20 protein-coding genes are annotated in these 26,710 nt (G+C 42.3%); 7 read left to right on the forward strand and 13 right to left on the reverse strand.

Translation table 11 applies throughout. The annotated features are described in order from the left end of the window. Window positions 1–452: 452 nt before the first annotated feature. A complete protein-coding gene (locus EPB74_RS00560; RefSeq protein ID WP_089554308.1) occupies window positions 453–1,286 on the reverse strand; it encodes a Nif3-like dinuclear metal center hexameric protein in 834 nt (277 codons plus the stop codon). 289 nt (window positions 1,287–1,575) lie between these two features. Here EPB74_RS00560 and EPB74_RS00565 point away from each other — a divergent pair, with 289 nt between their 5' ends. After that, window positions 1,576–2,904, forward strand: coding sequence for a S1C family serine protease (locus EPB74_RS00565; RefSeq protein ID WP_274902205.1), 1,329 nt, complete (start codon window positions 1,576–1,578; stop codon window positions 2,902–2,904). A 248-nt stretch (window positions 2,905–3,152) separates the two neighbouring features. Here the strand turns inward: EPB74_RS00565 and yfaE are convergent, their stop codons facing one another. The 11 genes from yfaE to EPB74_RS00620 form a co-directional block, all read right to left on the reverse strand. Next, a complete protein-coding gene (gene yfaE / locus EPB74_RS00570) occupies window positions 3,153–3,419 on the reverse strand; it encodes a class I ribonucleotide reductase maintenance protein YfaE (protein ID WP_089554310.1) in 267 nt (88 codons plus the stop codon). A gap of 108 nt (window positions 3,420–3,527) precedes the next feature. Then, window positions 3,528–4,661 (reverse strand): class Ia ribonucleoside-diphosphate reductase subunit beta, encoded by a 1,134-nt coding sequence (gene nrdB, locus EPB74_RS00575; RefSeq protein ID WP_079691983.1) that lies wholly within the window; start codon window positions 4,659–4,661, stop codon window positions 3,528–3,530. Between the two features lie 107 nt (window positions 4,662–4,768). After that, complete coding sequence (locus EPB74_RS00580) at window positions 4,769–5,125, reverse strand: hypothetical protein (protein WP_274902206.1); 357 nt, start codon at window positions 5,123–5,125, stop codon at window positions 4,769–4,771. An 81-nt stretch (window positions 5,126–5,206) separates the two neighbouring features. Next, window positions 5,207–5,386, reverse strand: a complete 180-nt coding sequence (locus tag EPB74_RS00585; RefSeq protein WP_274902207.1) for a hypothetical protein — start codon at window positions 5,384–5,386, stop codon at window positions 5,207–5,209. Window positions 5,387–5,409: 23 nt separating this feature from the next. After that, window positions 5,410–6,030 (reverse strand): hypothetical protein, encoded by a 621-nt coding sequence (locus EPB74_RS00590; RefSeq protein WP_274902208.1) that lies wholly within the window; start codon window positions 6,028–6,030, stop codon window positions 5,410–5,412. A 115-nt stretch (window positions 6,031–6,145) separates the two neighbouring features. Beyond that, window positions 6,146–7,027, reverse strand: coding sequence for a P63C domain-containing protein (locus EPB74_RS00595; protein WP_274902209.1), 882 nt, complete (start codon window positions 7,025–7,027; stop codon window positions 6,146–6,148). A 131-nt stretch (window positions 7,028–7,158) separates the two neighbouring features. Next, window positions 7,159–9,435, reverse strand: coding sequence for a class 1a ribonucleoside-diphosphate reductase subunit alpha (gene nrdA / locus EPB74_RS00600; protein ID WP_274902210.1), 2,277 nt, complete (start codon window positions 9,433–9,435; stop codon window positions 7,159–7,161). Between the two features lie 521 nt (window positions 9,436–9,956). After that, on the reverse strand, window positions 9,957–10,268 hold the full coding sequence (locus tag EPB74_RS00605; RefSeq protein WP_342462737.1) for a YbeD family protein: 312 nt from the start codon (window positions 10,266–10,268) through the stop codon (window positions 9,957–9,959). 292 nt (window positions 10,269–10,560) lie between these two features. Beyond that, window positions 10,561–12,474, reverse strand: coding sequence for an RNA polymerase sigma factor RpoD (rpoD, locus tag EPB74_RS00610; protein WP_079691976.1), 1,914 nt, complete (start codon window positions 12,472–12,474; stop codon window positions 10,561–10,563). 528 nt (window positions 12,475–13,002) lie between these two features. Continuing rightward, window positions 13,003–15,180: a DNA primase gene (locus EPB74_RS00615; RefSeq protein ID WP_274902212.1), complete on the reverse strand. Its 2,178-nt coding sequence runs from the start codon at window positions 15,178–15,180 to the stop codon at window positions 13,003–13,005. 173 nt (window positions 15,181–15,353) lie between these two features. Continuing rightward, window positions 15,354–16,439 (reverse strand): outer membrane protein assembly factor BamD, encoded by a 1,086-nt coding sequence (locus EPB74_RS00620; RefSeq protein ID WP_274902213.1) that lies wholly within the window; start codon window positions 16,437–16,439, stop codon window positions 15,354–15,356. Between the two features lie 776 nt (window positions 16,440–17,215). Here EPB74_RS00620 and EPB74_RS00625 point away from each other — a divergent pair. The 6 genes from EPB74_RS00625 to EPB74_RS00650 all read left to right on the forward strand — a co-directional run bounded on the left by EPB74_RS00625 (window position 17,216) and on the right by EPB74_RS00650 (window position 25,188). Then, on the forward strand, window positions 17,216–18,496 hold the full coding sequence (locus EPB74_RS00625) for an RluA family pseudouridine synthase (RefSeq protein WP_446740002.1): 1,281 nt from the start codon (window positions 17,216–17,218) through the stop codon (window positions 18,494–18,496). A gap of 61 nt (window positions 18,497–18,557) precedes the next feature. Further along, the gene (locus tag EPB74_RS00630; protein ID WP_274902214.1) at window positions 18,558–19,532 is read left to right on the forward strand and encodes a polyphenol oxidase family protein; all 975 of its coding nucleotides are present in this window, start codon (window positions 18,558–18,560) and stop codon (window positions 19,530–19,532) included. A gap of 173 nt (window positions 19,533–19,705) precedes the next feature. Further along, window positions 19,706–20,335: a flavodoxin family protein gene (locus EPB74_RS00635; protein ID WP_079691972.1), complete on the forward strand. Its 630-nt coding sequence runs from the start codon at window positions 19,706–19,708 to the stop codon at window positions 20,333–20,335. 890 nt (window positions 20,336–21,225) lie between these two features. Continuing rightward, a complete protein-coding gene (locus tag EPB74_RS00640) occupies window positions 21,226–22,680 on the forward strand; it encodes a cytochrome c (RefSeq protein ID WP_274902215.1) in 1,455 nt (484 codons plus the stop codon). A 215-nt stretch (window positions 22,681–22,895) separates the two neighbouring features. Beyond that, window positions 22,896–24,497: a flavin monoamine oxidase family protein gene (locus EPB74_RS00645; RefSeq protein ID WP_079691970.1), complete on the forward strand. Its 1,602-nt coding sequence runs from the start codon at window positions 22,896–22,898 to the stop codon at window positions 24,495–24,497. Between the two features lie 46 nt (window positions 24,498–24,543). Then, the gene (locus EPB74_RS00650; protein ID WP_274902216.1) at window positions 24,544–25,188 is read left to right on the forward strand and encodes a c-type cytochrome; all 645 of its coding nucleotides are present in this window, start codon (window positions 24,544–24,546) and stop codon (window positions 25,186–25,188) included. A 121-nt stretch (window positions 25,189–25,309) separates the two neighbouring features. Here the strand turns inward: EPB74_RS00650 and EPB74_RS00655 are convergent, their stop codons facing one another. Then, window positions 25,310–26,602 (reverse strand): translocation protein TolB, encoded by a 1,293-nt coding sequence (locus EPB74_RS00655; protein ID WP_274902217.1) that lies wholly within the window; start codon window positions 26,600–26,602, stop codon window positions 25,310–25,312. Between the last annotated feature and the right edge of the window lie 108 nt (window positions 26,603–26,710).

Consider the following 26,710-nt stretch of genomic DNA (forward strand, 5'->3'; position numbering starts at 1 on the left):
ATAGCGCCCAATATCGCTTGTCCAGCAATAAGGCTAAGCAAATCACCGTATTTAATAGTTATTAGAAACACACTATCAAATCAGTGGTGCTTTAGCGTATTGCAACACTAAAAAAGGAATACCGTACTGCTAAAAATATATTGTGCAGACATAGTATTCGCAATGGCAGCCATCTAAAATCTCATCAATTCAACAGAATAATGAGTTTTTAGATAGTCACTATTATTTCAGCGCCATAACCGGAAGCTATAATAAATGGGAAGTCTCATGACAAGACGTTCTTTCTTCAGGTGCTAATATGCGGATATTTATTATATTATTCAAGTGGAGTTAATAGAATAGCGATAAAACTTAACAATCAAGCTACAGACGGTTAAAAACAGCACAATTCTAGGTGTTATTTACATGAGCGCTGATACCTTCAAGTCAGAATAAAATAAATATCTGTGTAATTAAGCAGGGTTATCAATATCCACAAAAGTCACAGGCAGTCCAAACTGCTGAGCAATGATATTGCCTAATGCTTCAATGCCACCGCATTCTGTCGCATGATGTCCACAGGCAAAATAGTCAATCCCAAGCTCACGAGCAATATGGGTGGTACGCTCTGATATTTCACCAGAAATAAATGCATCACAGCCCATCAATGCTGCTTGCTCAATCATATCTTGTGCGCCGCCCGTACAGATGCCCACCCGTTCAATCAGTCTATTATTTTCCCCATCGTCCTTAGTGTTCGTCGAGATTTTATAATCCGCAGAAATATGTAATGGCATACGCCCCAATGCTTGGGTAATCTGAGCGATAAGACTTTGAGCATTCTGCGGTGTGCAAATGGCAATATTGCCAACGGGGTGTGTTTCAGCAGGATAAAGTGCCCCGATGATGGTCATGTCTAATGACTCAGCCAGTTTAGCGTTGTTGCCAATGACAGGGTGGGCATCGAGCGGTAAGTGATAGCCAATCAAAGAGATGCCATGTTGCATCAGTTTACGGATACGTTGACCTTTCATGCCAGTGAGGGGCGCAGATTCGCCTTTCCAAAAATAACCGTGATGTACCATAATGGCATTGGCATTATCGGCAATAGCGGCATCAATCAATGCTTCACATGCAGTCACACCAGTGATGATGCGCTGAATGGGTTGCCCGCCATCTACTTGTAAGCCATTGGGTGCATAATCTTTAAAAGCATCTGCTGATAAGTAATCGTCACAAAATTTGCTTAAGGATTGTGCGGTAATCGTTGTATTTGATGATTTGGTTAAGATATCGTGCGCGCTCATGGCATTCCCTTATAACGGTTTCAGTAGCTCAAGTATTTATAAAACATAGATAATTTTTCATAATAGCTATTTTAACATGATGCGATAAAAGAGTAGATAAGCTCAATAACTGAAACGGTACACGATGCGTTACTATTCGGCTGTTTTGCCAGTTATAATTCGCATACCTGAGCCTGTATGATTGATAGCGTTTAACGCATCTTATCTTGCTAATAGCACATGATTGGTAAGAGCTGTTTGACTTTGTTTATCATTAACTGTTTTTACAAAAATTTATAGAGGTTTTTATATGTCGTCATCTCGGAATGCCAACAACAAGGCTGGTCTGTCAAAGTGGTTACCTTGGATTTTGTTGCTAATAATGATTGCAGCATTTGTCTGGTTGTTTGCGAGTATGAAGATGGCATCAGAGGCAGAGTGGGAACCGCCGAGGACCACACCTGCTGAGCAGCAAGCCTCTGCACCTGTGGGAGATACAGCAACAGCTATCTCTTCTTATCATAATGGTGTTGCTCGTGCATCGCAATCAGTCGTCAACATCTATACCACCCAAACGATGGCAGAACATCCTTATATGAATGATCCGGTTTTGCGTCGGTTTTTTGAGTTCCATGGTGGACCATCAGAAGAACAGGGCAATACCAACTTAGGCTCTGGCGTAATTGTCTCAGAAGACGGTTATATCGTGACCAATGCGCATGTACTTGAAAAGGCAGATGAGATTACCGTTGCTTTTAATGATGGTCGCAAGAGCCGTGCTCAACTGATTGGTACGGATCCAGACAGTGATTTGGCGGTGATTAAAGTGGATATGAAAGGACTAACGCCATTGGGATTCCGTAAAGAACCTATTCGTGTTGGGGATGTGGCCTTAGCGATTGGTAATCCGTTCGGTGTGGGTCAAACGGTCACTCAAGGTATTATTTCAGCAACTGGACGTACAGGGCTCGGTGTGAATAAGTTTGAAGACTTTATTCAAACCGATGCGGCTATCAATCCCGGTAACTCAGGTGGAGCGCTGGTTGATGCTCACGGTGAGCTGGTTGGTATCAATACGGCTATTTATTCACGCTCTGGTGGCTCTATGGGTATTGGTTTTGCCATTCCTACTGCTATCGTTGAACAAGTGATGAATGCACTTATTAAAGATGGTAAGGTCAGTCGTGGTTGGCTCGGTATCGAGATACAGTCACAACTGCGAGATCCTACGCAGCTTGAAACTTCCACAGGTGTAGAGGTTCTCAACGTTGTTCCTAAGAGTCCAGCGGCTAAGAGTGGTCTGCGCGTTGGTGATATTATCCTTACGATTGATGGCGTTGAGATGACTGATGCCAATACTTTAATTCAGTATGTCGCTCGCAAAGCACCTAATACCACGCTCTTTGCTCAAATCTTACGTCAAGGTAAAAATGCGCAAGTGAAGATATTGTTAGAGGAGCGTCCAGTAGAGGAACCTACAACAGTTCCCGTTGTCATCCAAGATGAGATACTTGGTGGTACTCAGCAGCCAAGCTTACAAGGTCCAGAACAGGATGTCCCGATGATGTCAGAAGCAGAGCGTGACCGTATGCGTGAAGAGCTTTTAGAGTTATTTGAAAGAGATGGTGCGCCTTTATAGAGCAAGTCTATTGCCTACTATCTGATATTTAATACCGATATAGTCAGTTAAATATAAAAGAGGTACGTTAAAAATAGCATTATGCTGGGTTAAGTTTTCCTCGCTTGCTGTGCGCTTCGCACTCCAGAGGCTTCGAAAAATTTATCCCAGCAGTACCGTATTCTTTTTAAATCGAATCGACTATATAAAAAAGCGCGCTATCTTTAAGACAGCGCGCTTTTTTTATTGATTTTTAATTGGTTTAAAGACTACTTTTCAATAGAGTCATGGCTAATATAAATCACCCCTTGTACTCTACAGCAGCAGGGCAGGATTTCATCTTCTTCAATCATGGCTAATGGTTCAAACGGATAATCAATGACATGGGAGCTGGCGATACGCTTTATCCGGCAACTGCCACAATAGCCTTCCTTACATTGATAATTGACATCGTGTCCGGTGCGCAGCAGTCCATCAAGCAGACTTTCATCATCATGCAAGTAAAATTGCTTCTTACTCGTCATTACCCAAGTCATAGTTTTTACCCTATCCATTTCCCTATCATTTTTTACTGTCTAAACGCCGTTCTTTCAAAAATCATTCTCTAAAGCTCTAAAGCTCTAAAGCTGTAAAGCTGTAAAGCTTTAAAGTTCAAAGTCATCAAAGTCGCTGTCTGATAAGTCTGAGTCAATTTGACCGACCAAGTACGAGCTGATTTCAGTTTCTTGCGGTGCAACCTGCACGTTATCAGAAGACAACCACGTATTAATCCACGGAATAGGATTTGATTTAGAATTTGGGAAGGCGACTGGTAAGCCAACCGCTTCCATACGTAAGTTGGTGATATATTCGATATATTGGCAAAGGATGTCTTTATTGAGACCAATCATTGAGCCATCTTTGAATAAATAGCCTGCCCATTCTTTTTCTTGCTCGGCGGCCTTACGGAAAATCTCGATACTTTGCTCATAGCACTCATTGGCAATCTCTACCATCTCGGGATCGTCGCGACCGTTACGCATCAGGTTAAGAATATGCTGGGTACCGGTTAAATGTAGCGCCTCATCACGAGCAATTAGCTTAATGATCTTGGCATTACCTTCCATCAGCTTGCGTTCAGCAAAGGCAAACGAGCAAGCAAACGACACATAAAAGCGGATAGCTTCTAGCACGTTGACCGCCATCAAGCACAAATACAGCTGTTTTTTCAGTGATTTTAAACTAACGGTCACTTCTTTGCCATTAATGGTATGCGTGCCAGCACCGTGCATATTGTAAAGCTGTGAATCATAGTACAAGTCATCGTAGTACTTAGCGATATCAGACGCACGCTCTAAAATGTGCTCGTTTTGCATGATGTCATCAAACACAATACCGGGATCATTGACGATATTACGAATGATATGGGTGTAGCTGCGTGAGTGAATGGTCTCAGAGAACGTCCACGTCTCAATCCATGTTTCAAGCTCAGGAATAGACACCAATGGTAATAAGACAACGTTTGGGCTACGACCTTGGATAGAGTCGAGTAGCGTCTGATATTTCAGGTTACTAATAAAAATATGCTGCTCATGTGACGATAGATTGCCGTAGTCAATGCGGTCGCGTGAGACATCGACTTCTTCTGGACGCCAAAAGAATGATAGCTGTTTTTCAATCAGCTGCTCAAAGATAGGGTGCTTTTGCTGGTCATAGCGCGCCACATTGACTGGCTGACCGAAAAACATCGGCTCTTTTAAAGCGTTGTTTGGTGTTTGGCAAAAAATTGAGTAAGTCATCGTTCTACCTTTATAAGTGATACAGTTTATTAATCTAAAAGTTTGATATGTTGGTTTGAAAAATGCGGCTTTTAAAACATCAGCAAAAATACGTTATAGGCTCTCTATTATAAGTTCTCTAAAGATATTTGTATTGGTACTTGTCCATCATTCATATAAGCTTTAAATATCTCGCTAAGCTCGACATCATCTAAGCCCTCTAATTCATCGACGGCACTCTTGCGCAGTGTCTCCAAATCAACGTCTATTGCTTCTTTTTTCGTTGGTTTCTTTACTGGTTTTTTTGGTTCTTTTGCTGCTTGTTTAAGTGATTCTTTCTTTGGTGCTTCGTGCAAGCTTAACTGCTGCCGAGCGTCTTCGATGTCTACTGTGACTTGTACGATGTATGATTGACCATCGTTTAGGTCTGAAAATACGTTAGGGATAAACAAACCACCGTCTTTGATGATTGCGGTATATTGCACGTCTATGACCTCCGTCATTTTTATTTTATCTATGTGTTTCAGTTATAGCGGTAAAGCCAAAGTGTTTTTATTTAATAGTCATTATATTAAGTAGCCAATCCCGCCTGCCGCTTGTATCTGCCTAGCCGATGCCGCTATAGTCGAGGCTAAATGACCTTGTGAGGGTGTTACTGATTTTTTATTAACCGTAGAGTTTAGGTACAGGGTATCTTCATCACTTGTAACAATTAGGTTGTTATAAAAGTAGTGAATAGAAGGCATCTTATAAATACCCTTTATTAGAACTATTCATCATCAAAAATCCTTCTAAAATTGTCTGTATCAACTAAAGGATCATAAGAGTTAGTTTGTTTAAAAAAATCAGTACCTATTATCATAGGTTTATACTTCACTAAGTGTTTTTCATAATGTTCAGCTGTGCCAACCTCGAACAAGTAGTGCTGCGGGAAGTTATTATTTTTCAATAATCTATAAGGAAGAGCAAAATCTATGATTATGTTTTTTCCTATTCCCACCCATGCATGAATATCCTGTACACCTTCACTAACTCTATTTTCGTATTCATACTTTAACAAATCAGGAGAGGTTTCGAACTCGTCATCTGGAAAATCATTGACATTTACATCTCCATAAATCATCTCGACATCTAAATCTAATGCTTTTAGGTAAGCGAAGGATGTTGCTGCAATATTAAGGCAACTATTACCTAGATAATTTTTTAAACCGAACCTTGCATCGATTATATGATGTAGTTCATTTTTAATTATCTTCTCAATTTCCTTAAATGCATAAGACTCTTGAGAATTGAATTTCTTCGAATTCCACTCAATATTAGGCATTTTGAGCTCTTCAGATAACTCAATCGCTTGCTTAAGCATATTTGGATAATTATAATTACTTTGCATATTAAAAGACTCTAAAGTTAAGCTTATGAAGGATTAGTTGTGCCAAATTCTCGTATAGAATAAAGATGAAAATCAACCCACTACTTTCAATGTTTAGATTGCTTTGTCTGTTACGCTAGTGAATTTTTCTTGGATTTAAAGTCTCAGGAAATAAATCACTGATAGAGCCTTTCTTTGGGTAAGCTTTGTTGACAGAATACATGAATTCTTCCCAGTTATCAGATGCTCTCATTAAGCCAATCACAGCATGTAAATGCATTTCAAGTGCTTTTCTTCCTTGGTTTTCTGATAAATGTTGATGATCTCTATGTTTAGCAAGACCTTTTTCATCTCTTGGATTGAGTGCTTTTAGCTCATTAACTAAACCAACTGCCATTCGATCGTAAACTATATCGTTAGTATAGGTTCCAACAACACCAGGTCTATTAAATGTGCTCCATTTCCAGTCTTTTAATCTAAATATTTGTTCATAAAACTCATCGGGAAATGTCTTAGTCCATGCAAGAAGGTCTTTAGTAATGTAAAAATTGAGAATTTCTTGTAAGGCTTCTGCTTTACGAATGTTCTGATATCCAGTGGCCTCATCTACCAATGCAACGATACCAACCTTAGCTAAGGATCTGATGATGATTGATGCCTGCATAGCGGTATCTTTCTGATTTTTATATGTTACTGCGCCTGCTTCATCGGCTAATATATATAGCTCACAAACTAATGGAATAATTATGGCATCAAAGCCTTGAAAGCTTTTACCGTTTTCATCCTGATATAAGATTTTTTCTTTTACGTCATTCAGTTCATCGGAAATAAATGGCTGTAAATTTTTAGCATCCATAAAAGAAGGGGTGTCAGGTAAACGTGCATTACCTCTTACTTCTCTACCCAGAGCCTTAAAAACATCTGAATGTTTTATTATGCGTCTACCATCATTAAGGACAGCACATTCTAGCTCGACATCAGCAATTTTGATTGTACCTGTATACTCTGAAATCAACATAGAAAGTCCTTTTTACATTTTAAATTAGCTGGTTTAACTTGGATCTTATTCCATTAAATCCAAGTTAAACCAGAGTTCTATATTAGCGAATGGCAGGCTTAACCCAAAAGCTAAACCCACTATCCATCAACCTAGATCTTACAAGCACCGCCAGCACAATCATCTTCCATATCCGCTTGCGCATCGTTCGCACCATCACGCGTGTTATGGTAGTACAACGTCTTCACGCCCAGCTTATACGCGTTTAGCAGATCTTTTAGTAATATCTTCATCGGTACACGGCCGCCTTCATAACGAACCGGATCGTAGTTGGTATTGGCAGAGATACTTTGATCGACGAACTTCTGCATGATAGCGACCAGCTTTAGGTAACCGTCATTGTTCGGCATTTGCCATAGTAGCTCGTATTGGTTTCTGAGCTTATCAATCTCAGGCACGACTTGCTTTAAGATGCCATCTTTTGACGCTTTGATAGACACCAGACCGCGTGGTGGCTCGATACCGTTGGTCGCATTGGCAATCTGACTAGAGGTTTCAGACGGCATCAAGGCAGTTAGGGTAGAGTTGCGCAGACCGTGAGTGGTGATTTCAGTGCGTAGCGTTTCCCAATCGAGATGTAGCGGCTCTTGGCAGATTTTATCCAAGTCTTTTTTATAAGTATCAATCGGCAAGATACCTTGCGAATAAGTAGTCTCATTAAAGGCAGGGCACGCGCCTTGTTCTTTTGCCAATTTATTTGAGGCTTTTAAGAGATAGAATTGCAACGCTTCAAAGGTTTGATGAGTTAGACCAAGCGCGCTATCGTCTGAATAGCGTACGCCATTTTTCGCTAAGTAATACGCGTAGTTAATCACGCCAACACCTAGCGTACGGCGACGCATACTGCCATTTTCAGCGGCTTTAACTGGATAGTCTTGATAATCGAGCAGGGCATCAAGCGCACGGACGATAAGCTCGGCTGGCTCTTCGATATCGCCAACGTTTTCGACTTTACCTAAGTTGACCGCAGATAGCGTACAAAGGGCAATCTCGCCTGCTTCGTCATTGATGTTATCAAGTGGCTTAGTCGGCAGGGCAATTTCCATGCATAGATTTGACTGGCGAATTGGCGCAACGCTTGGGTCAAATGGGCTATGGGTATTGCAATGGTCGACGTTTTGGATATAGATACGACCGGTGCTGGCACGCTCTTGCATCATTAAGCTAAACAATTCCGTGGCTGGAATTTGACGGCTACGGATTGATTTATCTTGCTCGTACTTAGTATATAGCTCTTCAAACTTATCTTGATCTTCAAAGAAGGCATCGTATAAGCCCGGCACATCAGAAGGTGAGAACAAGCTGATATCTTGACCTTTAATCAGGCGGCTATATAAAGTCTTGTTAATCTGTACGCCATAATCCATATGACGGACACGGTTGTCTTCGACACCGCGGTTATTTTTCAGAACCAATAATGACTCAACTTCTAAATGCCATAATGGGTAAAATAACGTCGCTGCACCGCCACGGACGCCACCTTGTGAGCAGCATTTAACAGCTGTCTGAAACAATTTATAAAACGGTACACAGCCAGTATGTTGCGCTTCACCGCCACGGATAGGGCTACCAAGGGCACGAATACGACCCGCATTGATGCCGATACCGGCACGCTGAGAGACATAACGTACGATGGCGCTGGTGGTAGCGTTGATAGAGTCAAGGTTGTCACCGCATTCAATCAGGACGCATGAACTGAACTGACGTGATGGGGTACGTACGCCCGACATGATTGGCGTTGGTAGCGAGATTTTGAATTGTGACGTCGCATCATAAAAGCGTTTCACATAGTCGAGACGTTCTGATTTGTCATAGCTGGCAAACAGACACATGCCAACTAACATGTATAAGAACTGTGGGCTCTCAAAGACAGTCTTAGAGACGCGATCTTGTACGAGGTATTTACCAGCCATTTGCTCAACAGCAGCATAAGCAAGATTCATGTCGCGCCAGTGGTCAAGATATTCTTCTAATTCATCAAATTCCGCACGGCTATAATCGGCTAGGATATGCTGATCGTATTTGCCCGCATCGGTAAGCTTTTGCACATGATCAAACAGATGCGGCGGGGTAAATTTATTGTAAGCAATCTTACGCAAATGGAAGATAGCCAAACGTGCAGCCAGATACTGATAGTCAGGGGTGGTTTCAGAGATAAGATCAGCGGCAGACTTGATGATGGTTTCGTGAATATCACGAGTCTTGATACCTTCATAAAACTGAATATGCGACTTTAGCTCAACTTGTGACACCGACACATTATCTAAACCGTGAGCTGCCCACTCGATAACCTTATGAATTTTATCTAACTCGATAGGCTCTAAACGTCCATCACGTTTGGTTACTTGGATTTTATCGATATGTGTCATGCTGACCTCGTAAGTTGATTGCTTGTTAATTATTTAATGATTTATAGTGATGCTGCACGGCGTATAACCGGCAGGCATTCTTTATGACGCTATAACACTCTGTCATGGCAGAGTGTTTTTTTAGGCAAAAAGCTGCCTCTGCTCAGAGTGATACATTAAATCACTGAGCACTACATATAGCGTATTTGTTAGTAGGTGGACACAATATAGCGGGAAAATTTTGAAAATGCTATATTGATTTTAGTATCAAACTATGTTGCTCAGAGGTTGCAACGTGTTCAAATTTTGGCAAAGGACGATGGGATAAGGGTTAGACGGCAATGATAAAAATAATAAAAGTTTTGTAAAAAAAGGCGTGAATTTGCTTTTTATGGTTTGGTCAATTGACCAGCAAGAGTCGCCGTCATGTGATGCATATTTCGGGTGATGATTGTACCCTAGACAACAAAAAATCGCCACCCATATGAGTGACGATTTGGACGAAAAAGGTGCTGGTTTTTTCTAAATGAATATCAGCGTGATTATACGACCATACGTACCGTTTTTGCGCTATCAAGTGCGGCATATAAGATATTTACTTGCTCAACATGGGTCAAATACAAGTTGACACGAACCGAATGAAAGCGACCAGTTTTTGAAGGCCTGACTTCTGTAGATGCCAAATCAAATTCTGGAAATTGGCTACCAAGGATGAGCTTCACCTCATTCAATAAGCTGTCGTGCTCGCCTTCATGACCAATGATACTCAAGGGATAGTTCATTGGGAACTCCCAAAGCTCAGGATTTTGCACGTCGGTTTTTTTGCCTTTGATGTTATCGGTATCATTGACCAACTCGCCGATGTTGACCTCTTTTTTAGTCACTTGCTCTTGTTGGTTGTTATTTTTCTTGCTTGAATTTTGATTGCTGAAGTTTTGATTGGTAGTGTCTTTTGGGTCATCGCTCATGATGTTGTCCTTATTTTTTATTGAATAGGGTCAAATATTGGCGCTTAAATAAAGCACAAAAAAGCTGAGACTCGCTCAGCTTTTTGATAATATTTTGCTTAATAACGTCCTGTCTACTTTATATGGTCTAAGTCAGCTATTTTCAAGAAGCTGGTTTTTATAAAGTAGATTTCTAAAATTAGTCATTTTCAAGGAAAGAGCGTAAATGCTCAGAACGTGAAGGATGACGTAATTTGCGTAGCGCTTTTGCTTCAATCTGACGAATACGCTCACGCGTTACATCAAACTGCTTACCGACTTCCTCTAGAGTATGATCGGTTGGCATATCGATACCGAAGCGCATTTTTAGCACGCGCGCTTCACGTTCAGTTAAGTTGCTAAGCACATCACGAGTGGCTTCACGCAGACCTGCAGCTGTCGCATCGTCAACAGGGCTTGAGATAGTACCATCTTCGATGAAATCACCTAGGTGCGAGTCTTCATCATCACCGATTGGCGTCTCCATTGAGATAGGCTCTTTGGCAATTTTTAGCACTTTACGGACTTTAACTTCGTCCATCTCTAAGCGTTCGCCTAATTCCTCAGGCGTCGGCTCGCGTCCCATTTCTTGTAGCAATTGGCGTGAGACACGGTTGATTTTGTTAATTGTCTCAATCATATGCACAGGAATACGAATGGTGCGTGCTTGGTCAGCGATAGAGCGGGTAATTGCCTGACGAATCCACCATGTGGCATAGGTTGAGAACTTGTAACCACGGCGATATTCAAATTTATCAACCGCTTTCATCAGACCAATATTACCTTCTTGAATGAGATCCAAGAACTGTAGACCACGGTTGGTATATTTTTTCGCAATAGAGATAACCAGACGTAGGTTAGCTTCGACCATCTCTTTTTTGGCACGGCGAGCCTTTGCTTCACCGATAGCCATACGGCGCGCCACATCTTTCATGTCGTGGATTTTCATATCGAGCTGCTGCTCGTAATCAAGAATCTTACGCTGTAATAAAATAACGTCGTCGGTGACTTTTTCTAACGTGCCAGCAAATGCAGGCTTGCCTTTGATACGTTCAATCAACCAATCGACGTTGGTTTCATTACTAGGGAAGGTTTTACGGAACTCTTCACGCGGCATACGACCACGGCGAATGACCAAACGCATGATTTGACGCTCTTGCTTACGCACATCATCATAGACATCATGCATAATCGCCATTACTTGATCTGACAGGCGATTGTTCAGTTTTAGCATCATAAAGCGTACAGCAAGTTGCTCGTAGGCTTCATCAGCTTCTGTGCTACCACGACCATAATCAAGTAAGGCTTGCTTGGCTTTGATAAATAGATTTTCGATTTCTTCTAGACGTAAGCGTACTTCTTCTGGATCGATACCGCTGGTTTCTTCTTCGGCTTCTTCTTCAGTTTCGTCTTCGTCCTCGTCATCATCATCGCGCGCCGCTTTGGCTTTTGCTTTGATAACAGGCGGATTTTCTTTTTCTTCTTTGATGCGTTCTCTTTCTTCTTTCGCAGCCTCTTTTGCCTCTTGGGCAGCGATTTTGTCTGCTTCGGTTTCAGGGTCTAAGAAACCGGTGATGACGTCAGAGAGCTTCTTGTCGCCATCTTGTACTTTTTGATACTCGTCAAGGACGAACTGTACCGTACCTGGCCAGTAAGACATCGCATGCTGTACATCACGAATACCTTCTTCGATACGTTTGGCAATAACAATCTCGCCTTCACGAGTTAGTAGATCAACGGTACCCATTTCACGCATATACATACGCACAGGGTCAGTCGTACGACCAGGATCGGTCTCAACCGCTGCTAATACCGCTGCTGCCTCGTCTGCTGCTGACTCATCATCGCTTGACTCATCGTTCATCAAGATGTCATCGGCGTCGGGCGCAGATTCAAAAATTTTAATGCCAACGTCCGTTAGCATTTGTACGATATCTTCGATCTGATCACTTTCAGTGATAGAGTCGGGGAGTTGGTCATTCACCTCAGCATAGGTTAAGTACCCTTGCTCTTTACCCATTTGGATTAAGGTGGCCAGTTGAGATGTGGACTTAGAAACTGACTTATCGTTCATAAATACTCGCTTACTTGCATCGGACATTTTTATATTGTGACTTGCTATCGCTCGCTCGGTGCGTTGATGTAATCAATCGATTCATCAAAATATGGCGTAAAGGTTGTCAATAATAACAAAAATGAGTGGATATGAATAAAGGCTCAAAATACTACAATCACAGTGCCAAAAAACGGCAAAAAATTAGTAACGCTAAAAAGACTTCAAAATAGTAATACCTAAAAACTCATCATTAAAAAATGCTGGTTAAAAAACTTATACCTAAAATTGTGCTCAATAATGCGGGCTTGTCGTCATTCATCAAGCAGTGCTATAAATATATAGCGACACAGTTTAACACAGACCGTAGTAATCAAGCACGAGGTAGTGATATCTACCGACTGTTTTTTACTGATTATTTACCATCAGTTGAGTGTTTGACACTCTTTTAAGGTCGGCTTTGACTACTGGGTATATTGATTAATAGTGGGGGCAACCGCTATGCTTTTAAAGGGTTGCTTCTTGATAAATAAAAACCAAGGGTAAATATTAAGATTTAACCGTCGCCATTTGTGCTGATTGCTCCGCTTGCTGCGCGCGTAACCAGTCATTTAATAACTGTGATTGTTTACGGACAATCGCCAGTTTTATATTATCGGGGTTCTTGACCAAATCCTGTATCTTTTTCTTCATATGGCGTTCGATAAGCTGACTGACCAATCCTTCGACTAAACCATCAAGACTTAAGATATTACGTGTGGTCAAGGCTTTATAAAAACTGCCCCAATCGCGGCTAAGCATCTCTTGGGTCAGTGGTTTGACATTTGATAAGATAAAATGTGCCGCCGCGTTGGCATCTTTAGGTAAATAATTCAGACAGCGCTTAATCGTGCTGACGATATCGAGCAAAGCATTATCTTGTAAGTCCTCCCACGCGAGTGGGCGCAATGTATCGGCAGACGCTTTTTGTTTGATATGGGCAGGCAAGTGCAACTCATGAATACCGGCTTGCTGCCAAATAGACTCGATAGGATCATCAATCAAGGCGCGCGGCTGGAATAAAAAGCACAGCTGCAATTGCTGACTGATAGTCATCTCGCCATCAAAATCTAGCAGCGCGTCTTTGGCCTCGATATTTTGACTACGCTTACCGCCAAGCTTTTGATAAATATCATTATTGAGCAGATAACGAAAGCTACTGCCTTTCGGTAATGCAGTGGTCAAGGAGCGTACTTGCGACATGAGCTTGGCTTTACCTTCTACCAAGGTTAAGTCGTAACGCTCACTTAAATAAGCAAAAATATATTGTGACAGCGGCATGGCGTTAGCGATTTGTTCACGCATGGCATCGCCGCCCTGACTTTTTATAAAGGTATCAGGATCATGATTGTTGGGCAGTGTCAAAAACCTTAATTCTTTATCGTCCGCCAGCACAGGTAGCGCAACTTCAAGGGTGCGCCAAGCCGCTTTTTGTCCAGCACTATCACCATCAAAACTCAAAGTTAGGGTAGGGTTGAGCGTTAAAAGCCGTGATATCTGACTCTCATTAATCGCCGTGCCCATGGAAGCAATCGCTCCATAAATACCTGCTTGATAAAGAGCAATGACATCCATATAGCCTTCGACCACCAGCCAACTATCGGCGCGCTGCTGGCGTGATTCATAATAGCCGTATAACACATGCTGCTTATGAAAGACCGGCGAGTCGGACGAGTTGATATACTTGGGCTTCGCTTCATCATCAAGCGCACGACCGCCGAAGCCAATGGTGCGTCCTTGATTGTCTCGAATGGGAAAAATGACCCGATCACGGAGCAAATCATAATCACGTCCGGACTCTGAGCGACGTACTAGGCCGAGCGCTTTTAAACCTTGAATATCTTGCGGAAACTGATGCTCAAGATGCTGCCAACCAAAGGGGGCATAGCCCAAACCAAAGGTTTCAAAGATTTCGTCGCTAATACCACGCGATAAAAAATAATGCTTGGCATGAGGGTGGATGCTGAGATTATGCTGATAAAACTGCTGAATTTTCTCTAAAAGCTCGTACAGATTGCCGTCTTCATTGTCGCTGTTATTACTTAAGTCACTGCTATTACCTGCGTCACTACCGTGCAAGCCTACAATATCATCTCCGGCTGTCAACCATGCAGGCGGATAGCTGTCATCACCTTGATAATCTGAACCATAAGCATCCGTTGGATAAGGCACTGAATCGTAAGCGTCTGGCGGTGGATATTCTTCGTAGCTATTGCTGCCAGTATAAGTCGATTGCTCGTTATAGCTATGCTGATTCTGAATAGTCGAAGTAGAGCTGACAGAAGGGGCGTGAATGGTTTGGGCTGGATTTTTTACGCTGACAACTGGACTAGGCACTGATGGTGGTGCGATAGGTTTAGGCGCAATACGCTGATAACTGACGTTTTGTTGCTCTTCTTTTGGCACCTCAATGCCCGTTTGCTTTGATAGCTCATTGACCGCTTCAATAAACGTTAAGTTTTCATAATCACGCAAAAAACTGATGGCGTTGCCACCGACACTACAACCAAAGCAGTGATAGATGTTTTTTTGTGGATTGACATAAAAAGACGGCGACTTTTCACCATGAAAAGGGCAGCAGCCTTTATACTCAGCACCAGCACGTTTAAGCGTGGTATGACGCCCAATGATACTGATTAAGTCAGCTTGGCTATTTAATTGTTCAAGAATATGATTTGGGATACTCATACGAAAAACAGTTTACCATAGGTGTGCGTTATTTTAAGGCAGAACCAATATTGCACGCAGGCAATATAGAATAAAAACAATGAGGCAAAAACCAAAACAGAAAAAATAAGGCCAACTATGTCGTTGACCTTATTTTAGTTGATGTCTGTCAGCATACTTATGCTGAAATAGGATTAATTACCCTCTGTCATATCGATGCTTTCATTTTCAACTGCACCTAGGCGCACACGGCGATTTTCATCAGTCAGACGCAGCGGAGAAGTATTGCTTGTTGGCGCAGCTGTATTGGCAGCAGCGTTGTCGCTCGGCAATCTTAATTGATTGGCATTACGAATGACTTGGGTTTTGGTCGCCCCGTTGTAATTGCCTTCAGCAACTGAGGTGTCCTTGTTAAAACGGCTCAGCTGCCCAAAGGTCAATTTATTGAACAAATTACGGTCACGTTTGGTGTCGAGCTTGACGCGTCCATCAGCAGTTAGTAAATTTGGATAATTAATTTGCAATAGTGTTTTATACTCTTTTGCCAAATCATTTAGACCCAATTTTTCATGACTATAAGCAAGTACAGCGATCGCTTCTGGTACGGATTCACTGAGTGGATAGTATTGAAAGACCCATTTTGCACGATTGACAGCCGCGACATAAGCTTCGCGCTCAATATACCAATTGGCAGCGCTCATCTCACTTTCAGCAAACTGGTTATAGATAAAGGTCATGCGCTGAGCAGCATCTGGCGTATAAGGACTGTTCGGATACTTATTGATAAGCTCTTGGAAATTTGCAAAGGCAATACGCAAATATGCGGTATCACGTTCAGCTTGATTGAGCTTAAATAGTTTTAGGCCTTCAGACGAGCCTTGCATGTTAGCCACACCGCGCACATAGTAGGCATAGCTGACCTGCGGATTAGAAGGGTATAGACGGATAAACTGATCTGCACTGGCAGCTGCGGTTTCGTATTTACCACTTGCATATTGTGCATACATCATATCGAGCAATGCTTGTTCAGCATATTGTCCAGTCGGATAAAAGGTACGTAAGTTGGTCAAATCTTCGACGGCTTGGGTATAGCGACCTTTATCAATCTGGGCAATGGCGTTGTTATAGTAACCTTGCTCTGACTTCTCAGCAGTTTCAACCGCATCCACGTCTTTGCCGCCGGTCAGGTTTTTAAACGTTTGACAACCCACCAAGTTGACACTTAGGGCCAGTAAGGTGATTGAGGAAAGTTTGATAAACGTATTGCCAACAGCTTGCATACTTCTTCTCCGACACAAGACGTATAATAGCAGTAACGCTATCATACTATATATTAAGATTGATGATAAAAAACGATGCACAGGGCATCAATAGTGGTCTGTTATTAAGTATGCCAATTATCGAGCATACCTGTTATCGTTATTACAACAGCTGAATGAGATAGGGTATGTATTAAATCAATCAAACCAGAAGCGTTCATACAATGCTTGCAATAAATATAGTCCGATAATAATACAGTGCCATAGCATACAGCAAAACATGGCTTACTTTATAGAATAACATTTGCTTCGTCTATTTTTTCGTTATCTATTTTGTAGTTAGGTGCTCCAACCGTTGCTTATTTTTATTAAGCAGTACTTTTTTACCAAGCGACAATTTTTACTAATTTTACTAAGTGGCACTTTACATCTGCTACGAGCTTGAAGCACTTTACGCATTTCTCTTGCGCTCGATAGTTTAGCATGAGCCGCTGTAACGAGCGATATCCAATATCGCTGACATCGACAAATATACAGTAAATTACAGCAATGTTATATTTTAGAGAGTTAACGGCGGATGATAAAAGCTCAATTGAGCATTATAAAATGTTAGATAACGCTCAGCTTTTATAGGGCTTGAACGCTCAGCATGTTACACTATGGCGATATTACTTCCGATTTTTTGACCATGCCTATTTTTAATGGTCAGTTTTTAATAGTCAGTAAGCACCACCCAGTTTTCTTATGAAGTCTCCTTACAGAACAACGTCAGGGACTTTGCCATATATGAATCCGCCATGAATAATGATGCTATGACTACCCATTTACCACCGAATCAATCGCCAGATACTGATTCATCAGCACAAGAGTTACCAATGCCAAATAACGTTTTGAATAATAGTGATTTACCTGACGATAATCAGACAGCTTTTGATGAGCATATGTACGACGATAGCTTATCCGATGACGAAGTGCTAGATGGCGACCTTGACAAAGAGCTGGATGAAGAACTAGATGGTAATATCGATGAAGAACTAGATGAAGATGAGCACGGCGATGATGAAGCGTCAATAGCGGGGCAGGCAATACCCGTTATTATTGATGTCACGCATACGGTGATAGAAGATGAAGCCGGTTTACGTATTGATAAATTGGCATCAAAAATATTTACCGATTTTTCGCGTGCCCAGCTGCAAGGGTGGGTTATTGACGGCAGCTTGCTTTATAACGGTAGTGTGCAAAAACCAAAAATCCGTGTCAAAGCAGGCGATGTCTTGCATTTATCAACGACATTACAGCAGCATAGTGAAGATCAGCCAGAAAATATCGACATCGACGTGGTCTATGAAGATGACGATGTATTGGTCATCAATAAACCTGTGGGTATGGTGGTACATCCTGGCGCGGGCAATCAAACCGGCACCTTGGTCAATGCGCTACTCTATCACTATCCGCAGCAGCACCATCTACCGCGTGCAGGGTTGGTACACCGGATTGATAAAGATACTTCGGGGCTATTGCTGATTGGCAAGACTAAGCCTGCGCAACTGGCATTGATGGAGCAGCTAAAAGACAAGTCTGTCTATCGCCATTATCAGTGTGTGGTGGCAGGCGATCAAGCGAGCTTATTGCGTCATCGCCTTATCGATGCACCGATTGGTCGCCATCGTAATCAGCGTACCAAAATGACGGTGATGACGGCAGGGCGCGAAGCAGTCACGCATTTATTAAATGTGACCGCGCTCAATGGCAATTACTGTTTATTAGACGTAGGTCTTGAGACTGGGCGTACTCACCAAATTCGAGTGCATTTGAGTCATATTACCTATCCGATAGTGGGTGATCGGGTCTACGGTGGTCGTCGTCAACTGCGCTCAGGTCTGACCGAAGCGCAACGTCAAGCGATTAGTAATTTTCCTCGCCAAGCATTGCATGCTTATACGCTGGGTTTTGTCCATCCAACGACCGGTGAGGATGTTGAGGTTATGACGCCAATGCCTGAAGATATGGAACAATTGATTGCCGTGTTAAACGACGGCTATGACCCTGAAGAAAAATTATCGTACAAAGGTTATTAAAAAGGTTATTAAATAAGCCGCGATGAACGATAAGGGATGACTAAGCTATGATGAATAAGCCATGACTAATAAGCTTCCTATAACATTACTCGCGCAACTGGATGACGTGGCTGTTTTTCAAACGGCTGCTTTCTCAAGCATTGCTGCTGATGCTATATCGAAAAAACATCAGCAGACGCAACAGCGAAAGCAAGCAAGTTATGGCGAGCTGAATTTAGGCTTGCATGTCAATGACGATGCAGCTCAAGTATTAACCAATCGGATGCGTTTGCTCACGGCTATCAATGAGCAATTAGCAGCGCCACAACAAAACTCATCTACTAATAGCCTGCCTATTAAAAGCTTGCACTGGGTTAATCAAATCCATGGCAAGAAGATTCATGATATCGACGCGACAGCGCTGAGCATGGAGCCAATGGCCGCTGATGTGATGCTTAGTCAGCAAGTTGCTTTAGGACTGGCGATAATGACTGCCGATTGTGTACCGATTGTCTTATACCAGCCAACAACAGGGCAAATTGCAGCTATTCATGCTGGCTGGCAAGGGCTGGCGTGTGGCGTTATTAAGGTGACAGCCGAGCGTTTTAGTGACAGCGGGCAGATTCTGGCTTGGATAGGGGTTTGTATCAGTCAAGATAATTACGAAGTTGGTAGCGATGTTCGGGATAAGCTACTGGCAGGTTGCATCAAAAATCAGTCATTGACTATAGATGGTATTAATCATTTTGATGAACGCTACGTTATGACTGCTGTGATCAATGCTGATGCTGATGCTGATCTAGATGTTCAAAGATTACATAAGACAGTTGATAAACTATCAAGTTATGCTAAAGTCGACGAAGAAAAAATTAAGATAAACTTACCAAGGCTTGCCGCCGATCAATTGCAAGCAGCAGGTATCACAGTATGCAATTCGTCATCGATACCTTGTAGCTATGCTGATGATCGTTACTATTCTTATCGGCGTCAGACTCATTTGCAGCAGCCTGCCACAGGACGTATGGCATTGATTATTACACGTAGTGCTTCCATATAATAACTGAAGCATGGCAGCTAAAATACAGTAATTGAAACATAGTAACTTAATTATAGTAACTTAATCATAATGACTGCATCATAATAAATACATCATTTTATCATTAAGAATCACGAGCCTGATGAATCTTCTTATTTTTTATTTCATTATTTACCACCATTATTAGAGTTTGTATGAATACATCTGTCACACCGTCTATAGTATCACCTCATGATGATAACCCTCCCAGTGTATCAATGGCCGTCATTTATCATAGTAACTATGGTCATACCAAGCGTGTTGCCGAAGCAATAGTCACTGGCGCTCGTCAGCAATTACCAGCAGCGCAAGCCAAAGCAGTCGATGTGCATGATGTCGATTGGGAATTTTTGGATCAGGCCGATCTATTGGTGTTTGGTAGTGCAGTATATATGGGTAGCGTGACGGCAGGCTTTAAGATCTTTATGGATGAAACATCAAAGCGTTGGTATCATCGTAAATGGGAAGGCAAGTGGGCGGCCGGTTTCGCCAACTCAGGCGGACTTAGCGGTGATAAGCTTGCCGTACTCCAACAGATTTGTCTTTACACTATGCAGCATGGGATGAATTGGATCGGTATGCCGCTGATGCCAACAGGTCATGAAGCACATGATTTAAACCGTTTATCGAGTTTTTTGGGTTTGATGACCCAGTCGCTTGATGGGCCACCTGAAGAAACACCAGGAGTGGGCGATATTGATACCGCTATTTGGTTTGGTGATCATTTGGCCAAAACCATTATTAAGCATCAACCCAAGCATGAGCCAACATCTTCAGAAAGCTAGCATAAGCTGCCACTAAATCATTCATAGTTATTTATTAAACATCAGAAAGCAGATATCAAACCGATATCTGCTTTTTTTTGCTGTGCTCATTTTATTGAGCATTATTTTATTGAGCGTTATTTTGGAGGGTAATAGGTGCAGCTGGAACAGTTTTAACCAAAATGTTTTTGATAGGAGCATTTTTGACAGGAATTGGACTTTCGACAAATTGAAATGATTGGCAACCTGTCATCAATAGGACAGCTGTAAATAAATAGCTCAGGGTTAACAACTTCATAGTGGTATCTCAACAGGGAATCGGCGACGCTAAAATAGCGCCTATCATAAACAAAATAGAGCGTTGTGCAAGCGCTTGTTTCATAGCAATGGAAAGATAATGTTGAATGTAGAAGATATGATGACTTGAGCCTATGTATCTATTATGTACGGTCAAAACTATTAATTAGAGGTAATAAGCTGAATTTTTGAGATTTATCCATAACTATGTGTCTCTCATAGAAAGAAAAATCGCCATTCTATATTTCCTTAGTTATTGTTTTTCAAGGGATTCGTTAAATTATTAATAATTATAATATATAAAAACATATTAATTTAGTAGAGATTGGTACCGATAAATAGGTTCTTTAAGTTTTGTAAAAAAATGAGGGCAATGAGTTAATATTTAAGTAATAGAGGCGAAATAGTCTTACATTAGTGAGGTGGGCAGACAGTATTTAGTAACTATTTGGTTTTTGATTACTATTTACTAGATCTTTTAGTGAGCTATACAATTTTTTAGTGAGCGGTAAACAGAGTAGTAAAACAGATAATCATAAAAATTTAGATCAATATTAAATGTCATGCGCCATCAATTATTAAAACACCCTAGGTGCCAGCTATATGAGGATATTATGAAGCCACTTTCTGTGATGTTATCGATGCTTGTCATTGGTATTACCTCCAGCGCCGCGATGGCTGAAGGTGCTGACCTTGTTAATGCTAGCTTACCCAATGCTAGCTTACCTAATATAAGTCCAGCCAATAGCGAGCTTGTCAATCGAGGTGCCTATATCGCGCGTGCTGCTGACTGTATGGCATGCCATGGTGAAAGTTATACGGGCGGTACGGCGATTGAAACGCCGATGGGAGAGATCTACTCAACCAATATTACCCCATCTAAGCGTTACGGTATCGGTAACTATACTGAGACCGATTTAAAAAACGCTTTGCAAAAAGGCCGCGCGCCGAACCATATGCTATATCCTGCTATGCCATATCCTTCCTATAACGGCATGAAAGAGGAAGATATCAGTGCGTTATTTGCCTATCTGCAAACGGTGCCAGTCGTCGACGAAGCGCCCAAGCAAAAAACCGACTTGCCATTTCCGTTTAATATTCGTGCGCTCATGCTTGGTTGGAACTTTTTAAACGTCCCTTCTACCGAAAAGCGTGACGGTCTCAATGAAACGCAGCAACGTGGTGAATATATTGTCAACAATCTAGAACATTGCGGTACTTGCCATACACCGCGTAATAGCACGATGGGTTTTGATAAAAAAATGTATTTGTCGGGCGCTCAGCTTGGTAATTGGCATGCACCAAATATTACACCTGACGAGTCGAGTGGTATTGGTAGCTGGAGTGAGCAAGACATTATCACTTATCTACGTACCGGTGAGCTTGACCAGCGTGCTTATGCTGGTGGTCCGATGGGTGAAGCGGTCGCGCACAGTACGCAGTATCTAAAAAATGAAGATTTGAGTGCGATTGCCTCTTATCTAAAAGCAGTACCTGCCATCCAAACGGATGATAAGGTGTCTGCTGTCGATGTCTCACGTTTGCCAACCCGCGTTAGCGAGTCTATCACCCATGACTTACTTGCTCAAAAAGATTATTTGGCGCAAGCAAAAACAGAAGTAAGCAACGGCAGTAATTCACCAAAATCTTTATATTTAGCGACTTGTGGTAGCTGTCACGGTGTAGATGGCTATGGTCAACCCGATGCTCAATATTCTCCTATCGTAGGTTTAAGTAGTATCCGCCGTGATAAACCTGATGCGCTAGTAAACATCATTCTTCATGGAGTGGTAGGTAGCACCAATACCTCACCTATTATGCCTGCATTTTCTGATCAACTAGATAATGAGCAGATTGCCAGTATCGCCAACTACGTACGTGTGAACTTTGGTGGTCTTGCTAGCAGTGCCGTAAGTGCGGCGGATGTCGATCGTATCGCAACCACTGGTGCTGATAAGCCTTTTTTAATTAAGTATGCTGGCTTGCTTGCGATATTAGGCATTATTGTGGCTATTGCGGTCATTATATTTATTGTTCGAGCCATCATACGTAATAGGCGCCGTCGTTAATTTGAATGTTTATATTCAATAAGACGGCACAGCAATGGATATTATAAACGCATTTTACATGCTTATTATCAGACAAGATTTAAGGGCAGCAAGGTAGAGCGCTATAACTTGGTAAATAGACGCAAAATTAAACCAAGCAGATTAATAGAATAAGTCGTTATTAATAAAAAGAGCGCCTACTGTCATGTACCAACGTCTACTTTAAGGACATTATTATGAAAGACATGCTTCAATCACCCACGCGGCGTCAACTGCTCTCGATGATTGGTAAAACAGCAGGTGCAACCGCGATGTATCAGGCAATGACTACCTTAGGGTTTGCCTCAGAATCGAGCTTCAAAGAAACCATGGATTTAAAGGGCGCGCCTGCTGGTGCTACTATTGTCATTCTTGGCGCCGGTCTTGGCGGATTGACTGCGGCGTATGAGCTGCGCAAAGCGGGTTATGATGTCAAAGTACTTGAGTTTCAAAACCGTGGTGGCGGTCGTAGCTGGACGCTGAATAGTGGTGATAAATATACCGAGCTTGGTGGCGAAGAGGTCACTTGTGATTTTGAGGAAGGCAATTATTTTAATGGTGGACCATGGCGTTTACCAAGCCATCACTACGCTGTATTTCATTACTGTAAACAGTTCGGCGTTGAGATGCAGCCATTTATACAAACCAATGATCGGGCTTATCTGCATCGCACCGATCACTTTGGTGGTGTACCGCAGCGTTTGGGTGATGTAAAGAACGATATCCAAGGTCATGTATCAGAGTTATTATCAAAGGCAGTAAATGTTGGCAGTCTTGATCGCTCAGTAAACACTGAAGACAAAGAAAAGCTACTCGAAGGCTTAAAAGGCTGGGGTGTGCTGGATAAAGACTATCGTTATAGAACCAGCCACGAAACCAGTAAACATCGTGGCTATAGTGTGCTACCGGGTGGCGGGTTAATGCCTAATGAAAAGCCCTCAAAAGTTCTACCGATGAATGAATTATTAGATTCAGGCATGTGGGCAGATATTTATAGCAACCACAACGTCTATGTCCATCAACCAACGATGTTCCAGCCAGTCGGTGGAATGGGTAAAATCGGTGATGCATTCACGCGTGAGTGCCGCGATATGATTGAATTCAATGCCAAAGTCACCAAGATTCATCAAGACGAAAGCGGCGTAACCGTCGACTATGTAGACAGTAATAGTCCAGACGGCGCAACCAAAACCATTCGTGCTGATTGGTGTATCTGTAATATTCCATTAACTGTACTGACGCAGCTTGATATCAACGTTTCAAAACCGATGAAACAAGCGATGGCAGCCGTACCTTATGATACGTCTTATAAAATCGGTTTAGAATTTAATCGCCGCTTTTGGGAAGAGGATGAGTGGATTTACGGCGGCTTAACCTATACCAATATGCCTATTACCCAAATTTCTTATCCTTCAGAAGATATGTTTAAAGATGGCTCTGGAGTATTGCTAGGCGCTTATGGCTTTGGTGCAACGTCATATAAGTTTAATACCTTGACCCCGCAAGAGCGTATCAATGTGGCACTTGCTTACGGAAAATATATCCACCCACAGTATCCAAAAGAATTCCGCGCCGGAACCTCAGTCGTTTGGCATCGTATCCCGTGGACGCTTGGCTGCTACGGTATTTGGAGCGAGTCAAGTCGCGAACAACACTACGATACCTTATGCAGTATAGATAACCGTATTGTGCTGACCGGTGAGCATTGCTCGCATATTCCAGCGTGGCAGGAAGGGGCTATTTTATCTGGCATGGATGCGGCTAAGCGCCTGCATAAAAAAGCAAAAATGCTAGGTTAATAATGCTTAAGTAATATGGATAACGATAATAAATTCAGAGGCTATCATGGACAATCCAATCGTGAAAAAAGCAATCATGACACCTAAACTGCTGACGGTTATAGTGCTGAGTATGATAGGTAGTACTGCACTAGTAGGTTGTAGTCAACAAGCAGATGACGTAGAGACTGTGGCTAGTAAACACGATGCAGCACAAGCTCCTGACTACCAAGCAAGTCGAAACACGGGTAGTTGGGGCGGTGTCTATATGAGTCGTGAGGAGCTAAAAGCGCCGGTTATCAATGTTGTTGATGACAGCTCACTACCTAGTATGGAAAACGATCCAAGTATCAGCGAGTGGGAAGCGAAGTTTGAAGGCACCAATGCTTTTGTGACTACGGATGGCAAAAAGCTTTATCATGACTCATGTGCTGGCTGTCACATGCATAAAGGCGAAGGAGCGCAGGGAGCGGGCTATTATCCACCACTAGCAAACAATAGCAAGATGCAGTCAAAATACTACATCATTGATATTTTGATTAATGGCTTTCGTGGTATGCCGTCATTTCACATGATGATGAATGATGAGCAGATGGCTGCGGTTACTCAGTACGTTGTGAGTGATTTAAATGGTTTCACCGATACAGTTACTGCCGAAGATGTGGCAAAGCTTAGACATGCTAATCCGCCGGGCTATGATCCAAGTGAGTGACCCAAGCGAATAAATGTAAGTGTTTTGAATCACTCTAAATAACTACTATTTTTTTAACCATAAAAAAGCGCCCGATAGTTTGGGCGCTTTTTTGTGATTAAGACGTTGTAAAGTTCTAGCTTTATCTGGGACTGGCTGACCATACAGGTGAGCGAATGACGCCTTGCCCAGATTTACCAAACGATTCACCACCGTTCAGTGATTTAATGGTCAATACACCTTTTCCACCTTGCTTTGAAGCATAAACAACGCGCTTACCGTTAGGCGAAAAGCTCGGTGCTTCGTCGATACCCGTATTTCCCAAATTAGTAGTGACGGCACCGCCGCTATTCATGATAGCGGCTGAGCGACCACTTAAAAAAGCAATTTGTGAACCATCGCTACTGAATTGTGGGCTGGTGGCATAACCACTATTTGACACCTTGGTCGTACGTCCTGAGCCAAACTCATAACGATAAATCTGTGGTTTATTAAATCCTGCTCGATCACTAACGAACACAAAAGATTTACCATCAGGCGCATAGCTTGGTTGCACTTCACTGCTTGGCCAATTGGTAATTCTTCTAGGTTGACCGCCACTGGCGCTCATCTCGTAAATATCAGCGCTGCCTTCAAAGCTGCTTGAAAATAGTATTTTGCTGCCATCTGGTGAAAATGATGGACTTAAATTACTACCAGGGAAGGGCGTTAATGGTGTCGCACTACCACCGCTCACGCTTTGTACGTAGATAACAGGATACGATTTATCGCGTTGTACCGAATAAGCGATACGGTTGCCATCTGGCGACCATGTCGGCGAGAAGATAGAGCCTGCCACTTCAGTAATAGTTTTGGCGTTTTCACCGTCAGCATCCATTACCTTTAAGCGCGATACTTTCTCTTTTCCTGCACCAACCTCTTCGATATAGGCAATACGCCCTGAGAAGTCACCTGGAATACCCGTAATCAGCTCATAGACTTTGTCAGCGATGACGTGACCGGCGTAACGCATGCTTTCTTTATTGTTTTCAGCGGTTAAGGTTTGCTTACCTTCTATCACACGACCAGTTTTAACCTCAATCACTTCATAATCAGTCACGACCTTACCGCGATTACTACGAGTGCTACCAACCACGAGATAAGGAATACCCATACTTTGCCATACGGGCAATGTACCTGCCAGCTCGCTACTACTGCGCGGTTGTTGTGGTAGATTTTGGTTGGTGACTTTTAGTTCAGTTTTGCTCAAATCATTGAAAATAATAGGTGATAAAACGGAGTCGCCAGCAAACGGCACAAACGCAACTTGGCTTTGTTGGACTGGAATCTCATAATCCAATTCTAAAACGACCGGTGCCGCAAATACACTGGGAGCAACAAGTAGGCTTGAGGTGCAAGAAAGTAAAGAGAGGAATAGTTTTTTGTGGGTACGCATGACCAAGTCGAACTCCTAAATTAGGGTAATCATTGTTTTTATAAGTGCTAAGTTGGGTATTAAAGTAAGGCAATATGTCTGGCCGCGCAAGTCGCTTAAGGTAACGTT

It is taken from the genome of Psychrobacter sp. DAB_AL62B, from assembly GCF_028895345.1.
Lineage (GTDB): Bacteria > Pseudomonadota > Gammaproteobacteria > Pseudomonadales > Moraxellaceae > Psychrobacter.

What these genes read in the sequence shown, in the direction of transcription:
- EPB74_RS00560 (WP_089554308.1), bottom strand. Translation starts at nt 1,286, where the DNA reads ATGAGCGCGCACGATATCTTAACCAAATCATCAAATACAACGATTACC.
- EPB74_RS00565 (WP_274902205.1), top strand. Translation starts at nt 1,576, where the DNA reads ATGTCGTCATCTCGGAATGCCAACAACAAGGCTGGTCTGTCAAAGTGG.
- yfaE (WP_089554310.1), bottom strand. Translation starts at nt 3,419, where the DNA reads ATGACTTGGGTAATGACGAGTAAGAAGCAATTTTACTTGCATGATGAT.
- nrdB (WP_079691983.1), bottom strand. Translation starts at nt 4,661, where the DNA reads ATGACTTACTCAATTTTTTGCCAAACACCAAACAACGCTTTAAAAGAG.
- EPB74_RS00585 (WP_274902207.1), bottom strand. Translation starts at nt 5,386, where the DNA reads ATGCCTTCTATTCACTACTTTTATAACAACCTAATTGTTACAAGTGAT.
- EPB74_RS00590 (WP_274902208.1), bottom strand. Translation starts at nt 6,030, where the DNA reads ATGCAAAGTAATTATAATTATCCAAATATGCTTAAGCAAGCGATTGAG.
- EPB74_RS00595 (WP_274902209.1), bottom strand. Translation starts at nt 7,027, where the DNA reads ATGTTGATTTCAGAGTATACAGGTACAATCAAAATTGCTGATGTCGAG.
- nrdA (WP_274902210.1), bottom strand. Translation starts at nt 9,435, where the DNA reads ATGACACATATCGATAAAATCCAAGTAACCAAACGTGATGGACGTTTA.
- rpoD (WP_079691976.1), bottom strand. Translation starts at nt 12,474, where the DNA reads ATGAACGATAAGTCAGTTTCTAAGTCCACATCTCAACTGGCCACCTTA.
- EPB74_RS00615 (WP_274902212.1), bottom strand. Translation starts at nt 15,180, where the DNA reads ATGAGTATCCCAAATCATATTCTTGAACAATTAAATAGCCAAGCTGAC.
- EPB74_RS00620 (WP_274902213.1), bottom strand. Translation starts at nt 16,439, where the DNA reads ATGCAAGCTGTTGGCAATACGTTTATCAAACTTTCCTCAATCACCTTA.
- EPB74_RS00625 (WP_446740002.1), top strand. Translation starts at nt 17,216, where the DNA reads ATGAATAATGATGCTATGACTACCCATTTACCACCGAATCAATCGCCA.
- EPB74_RS00630 (WP_274902214.1), top strand. Translation starts at nt 18,558, where the DNA reads ATGACTAATAAGCTTCCTATAACATTACTCGCGCAACTGGATGACGTG.
- EPB74_RS00635 (WP_079691972.1), top strand. Translation starts at nt 19,706, where the DNA reads ATGAATACATCTGTCACACCGTCTATAGTATCACCTCATGATGATAAC.
- EPB74_RS00640 (WP_274902215.1), top strand. Translation starts at nt 21,226, where the DNA reads ATGAAGCCACTTTCTGTGATGTTATCGATGCTTGTCATTGGTATTACC.
- EPB74_RS00645 (WP_079691970.1), top strand. Translation starts at nt 22,896, where the DNA reads ATGAAAGACATGCTTCAATCACCCACGCGGCGTCAACTGCTCTCGATG.
- EPB74_RS00650 (WP_274902216.1), top strand. Translation starts at nt 24,544, where the DNA reads ATGGACAATCCAATCGTGAAAAAAGCAATCATGACACCTAAACTGCTG.
- EPB74_RS00655 (WP_274902217.1), bottom strand. Translation starts at nt 26,602, where the DNA reads ATGCGTACCCACAAAAAACTATTCCTCTCTTTACTTTCTTGCACCTCA.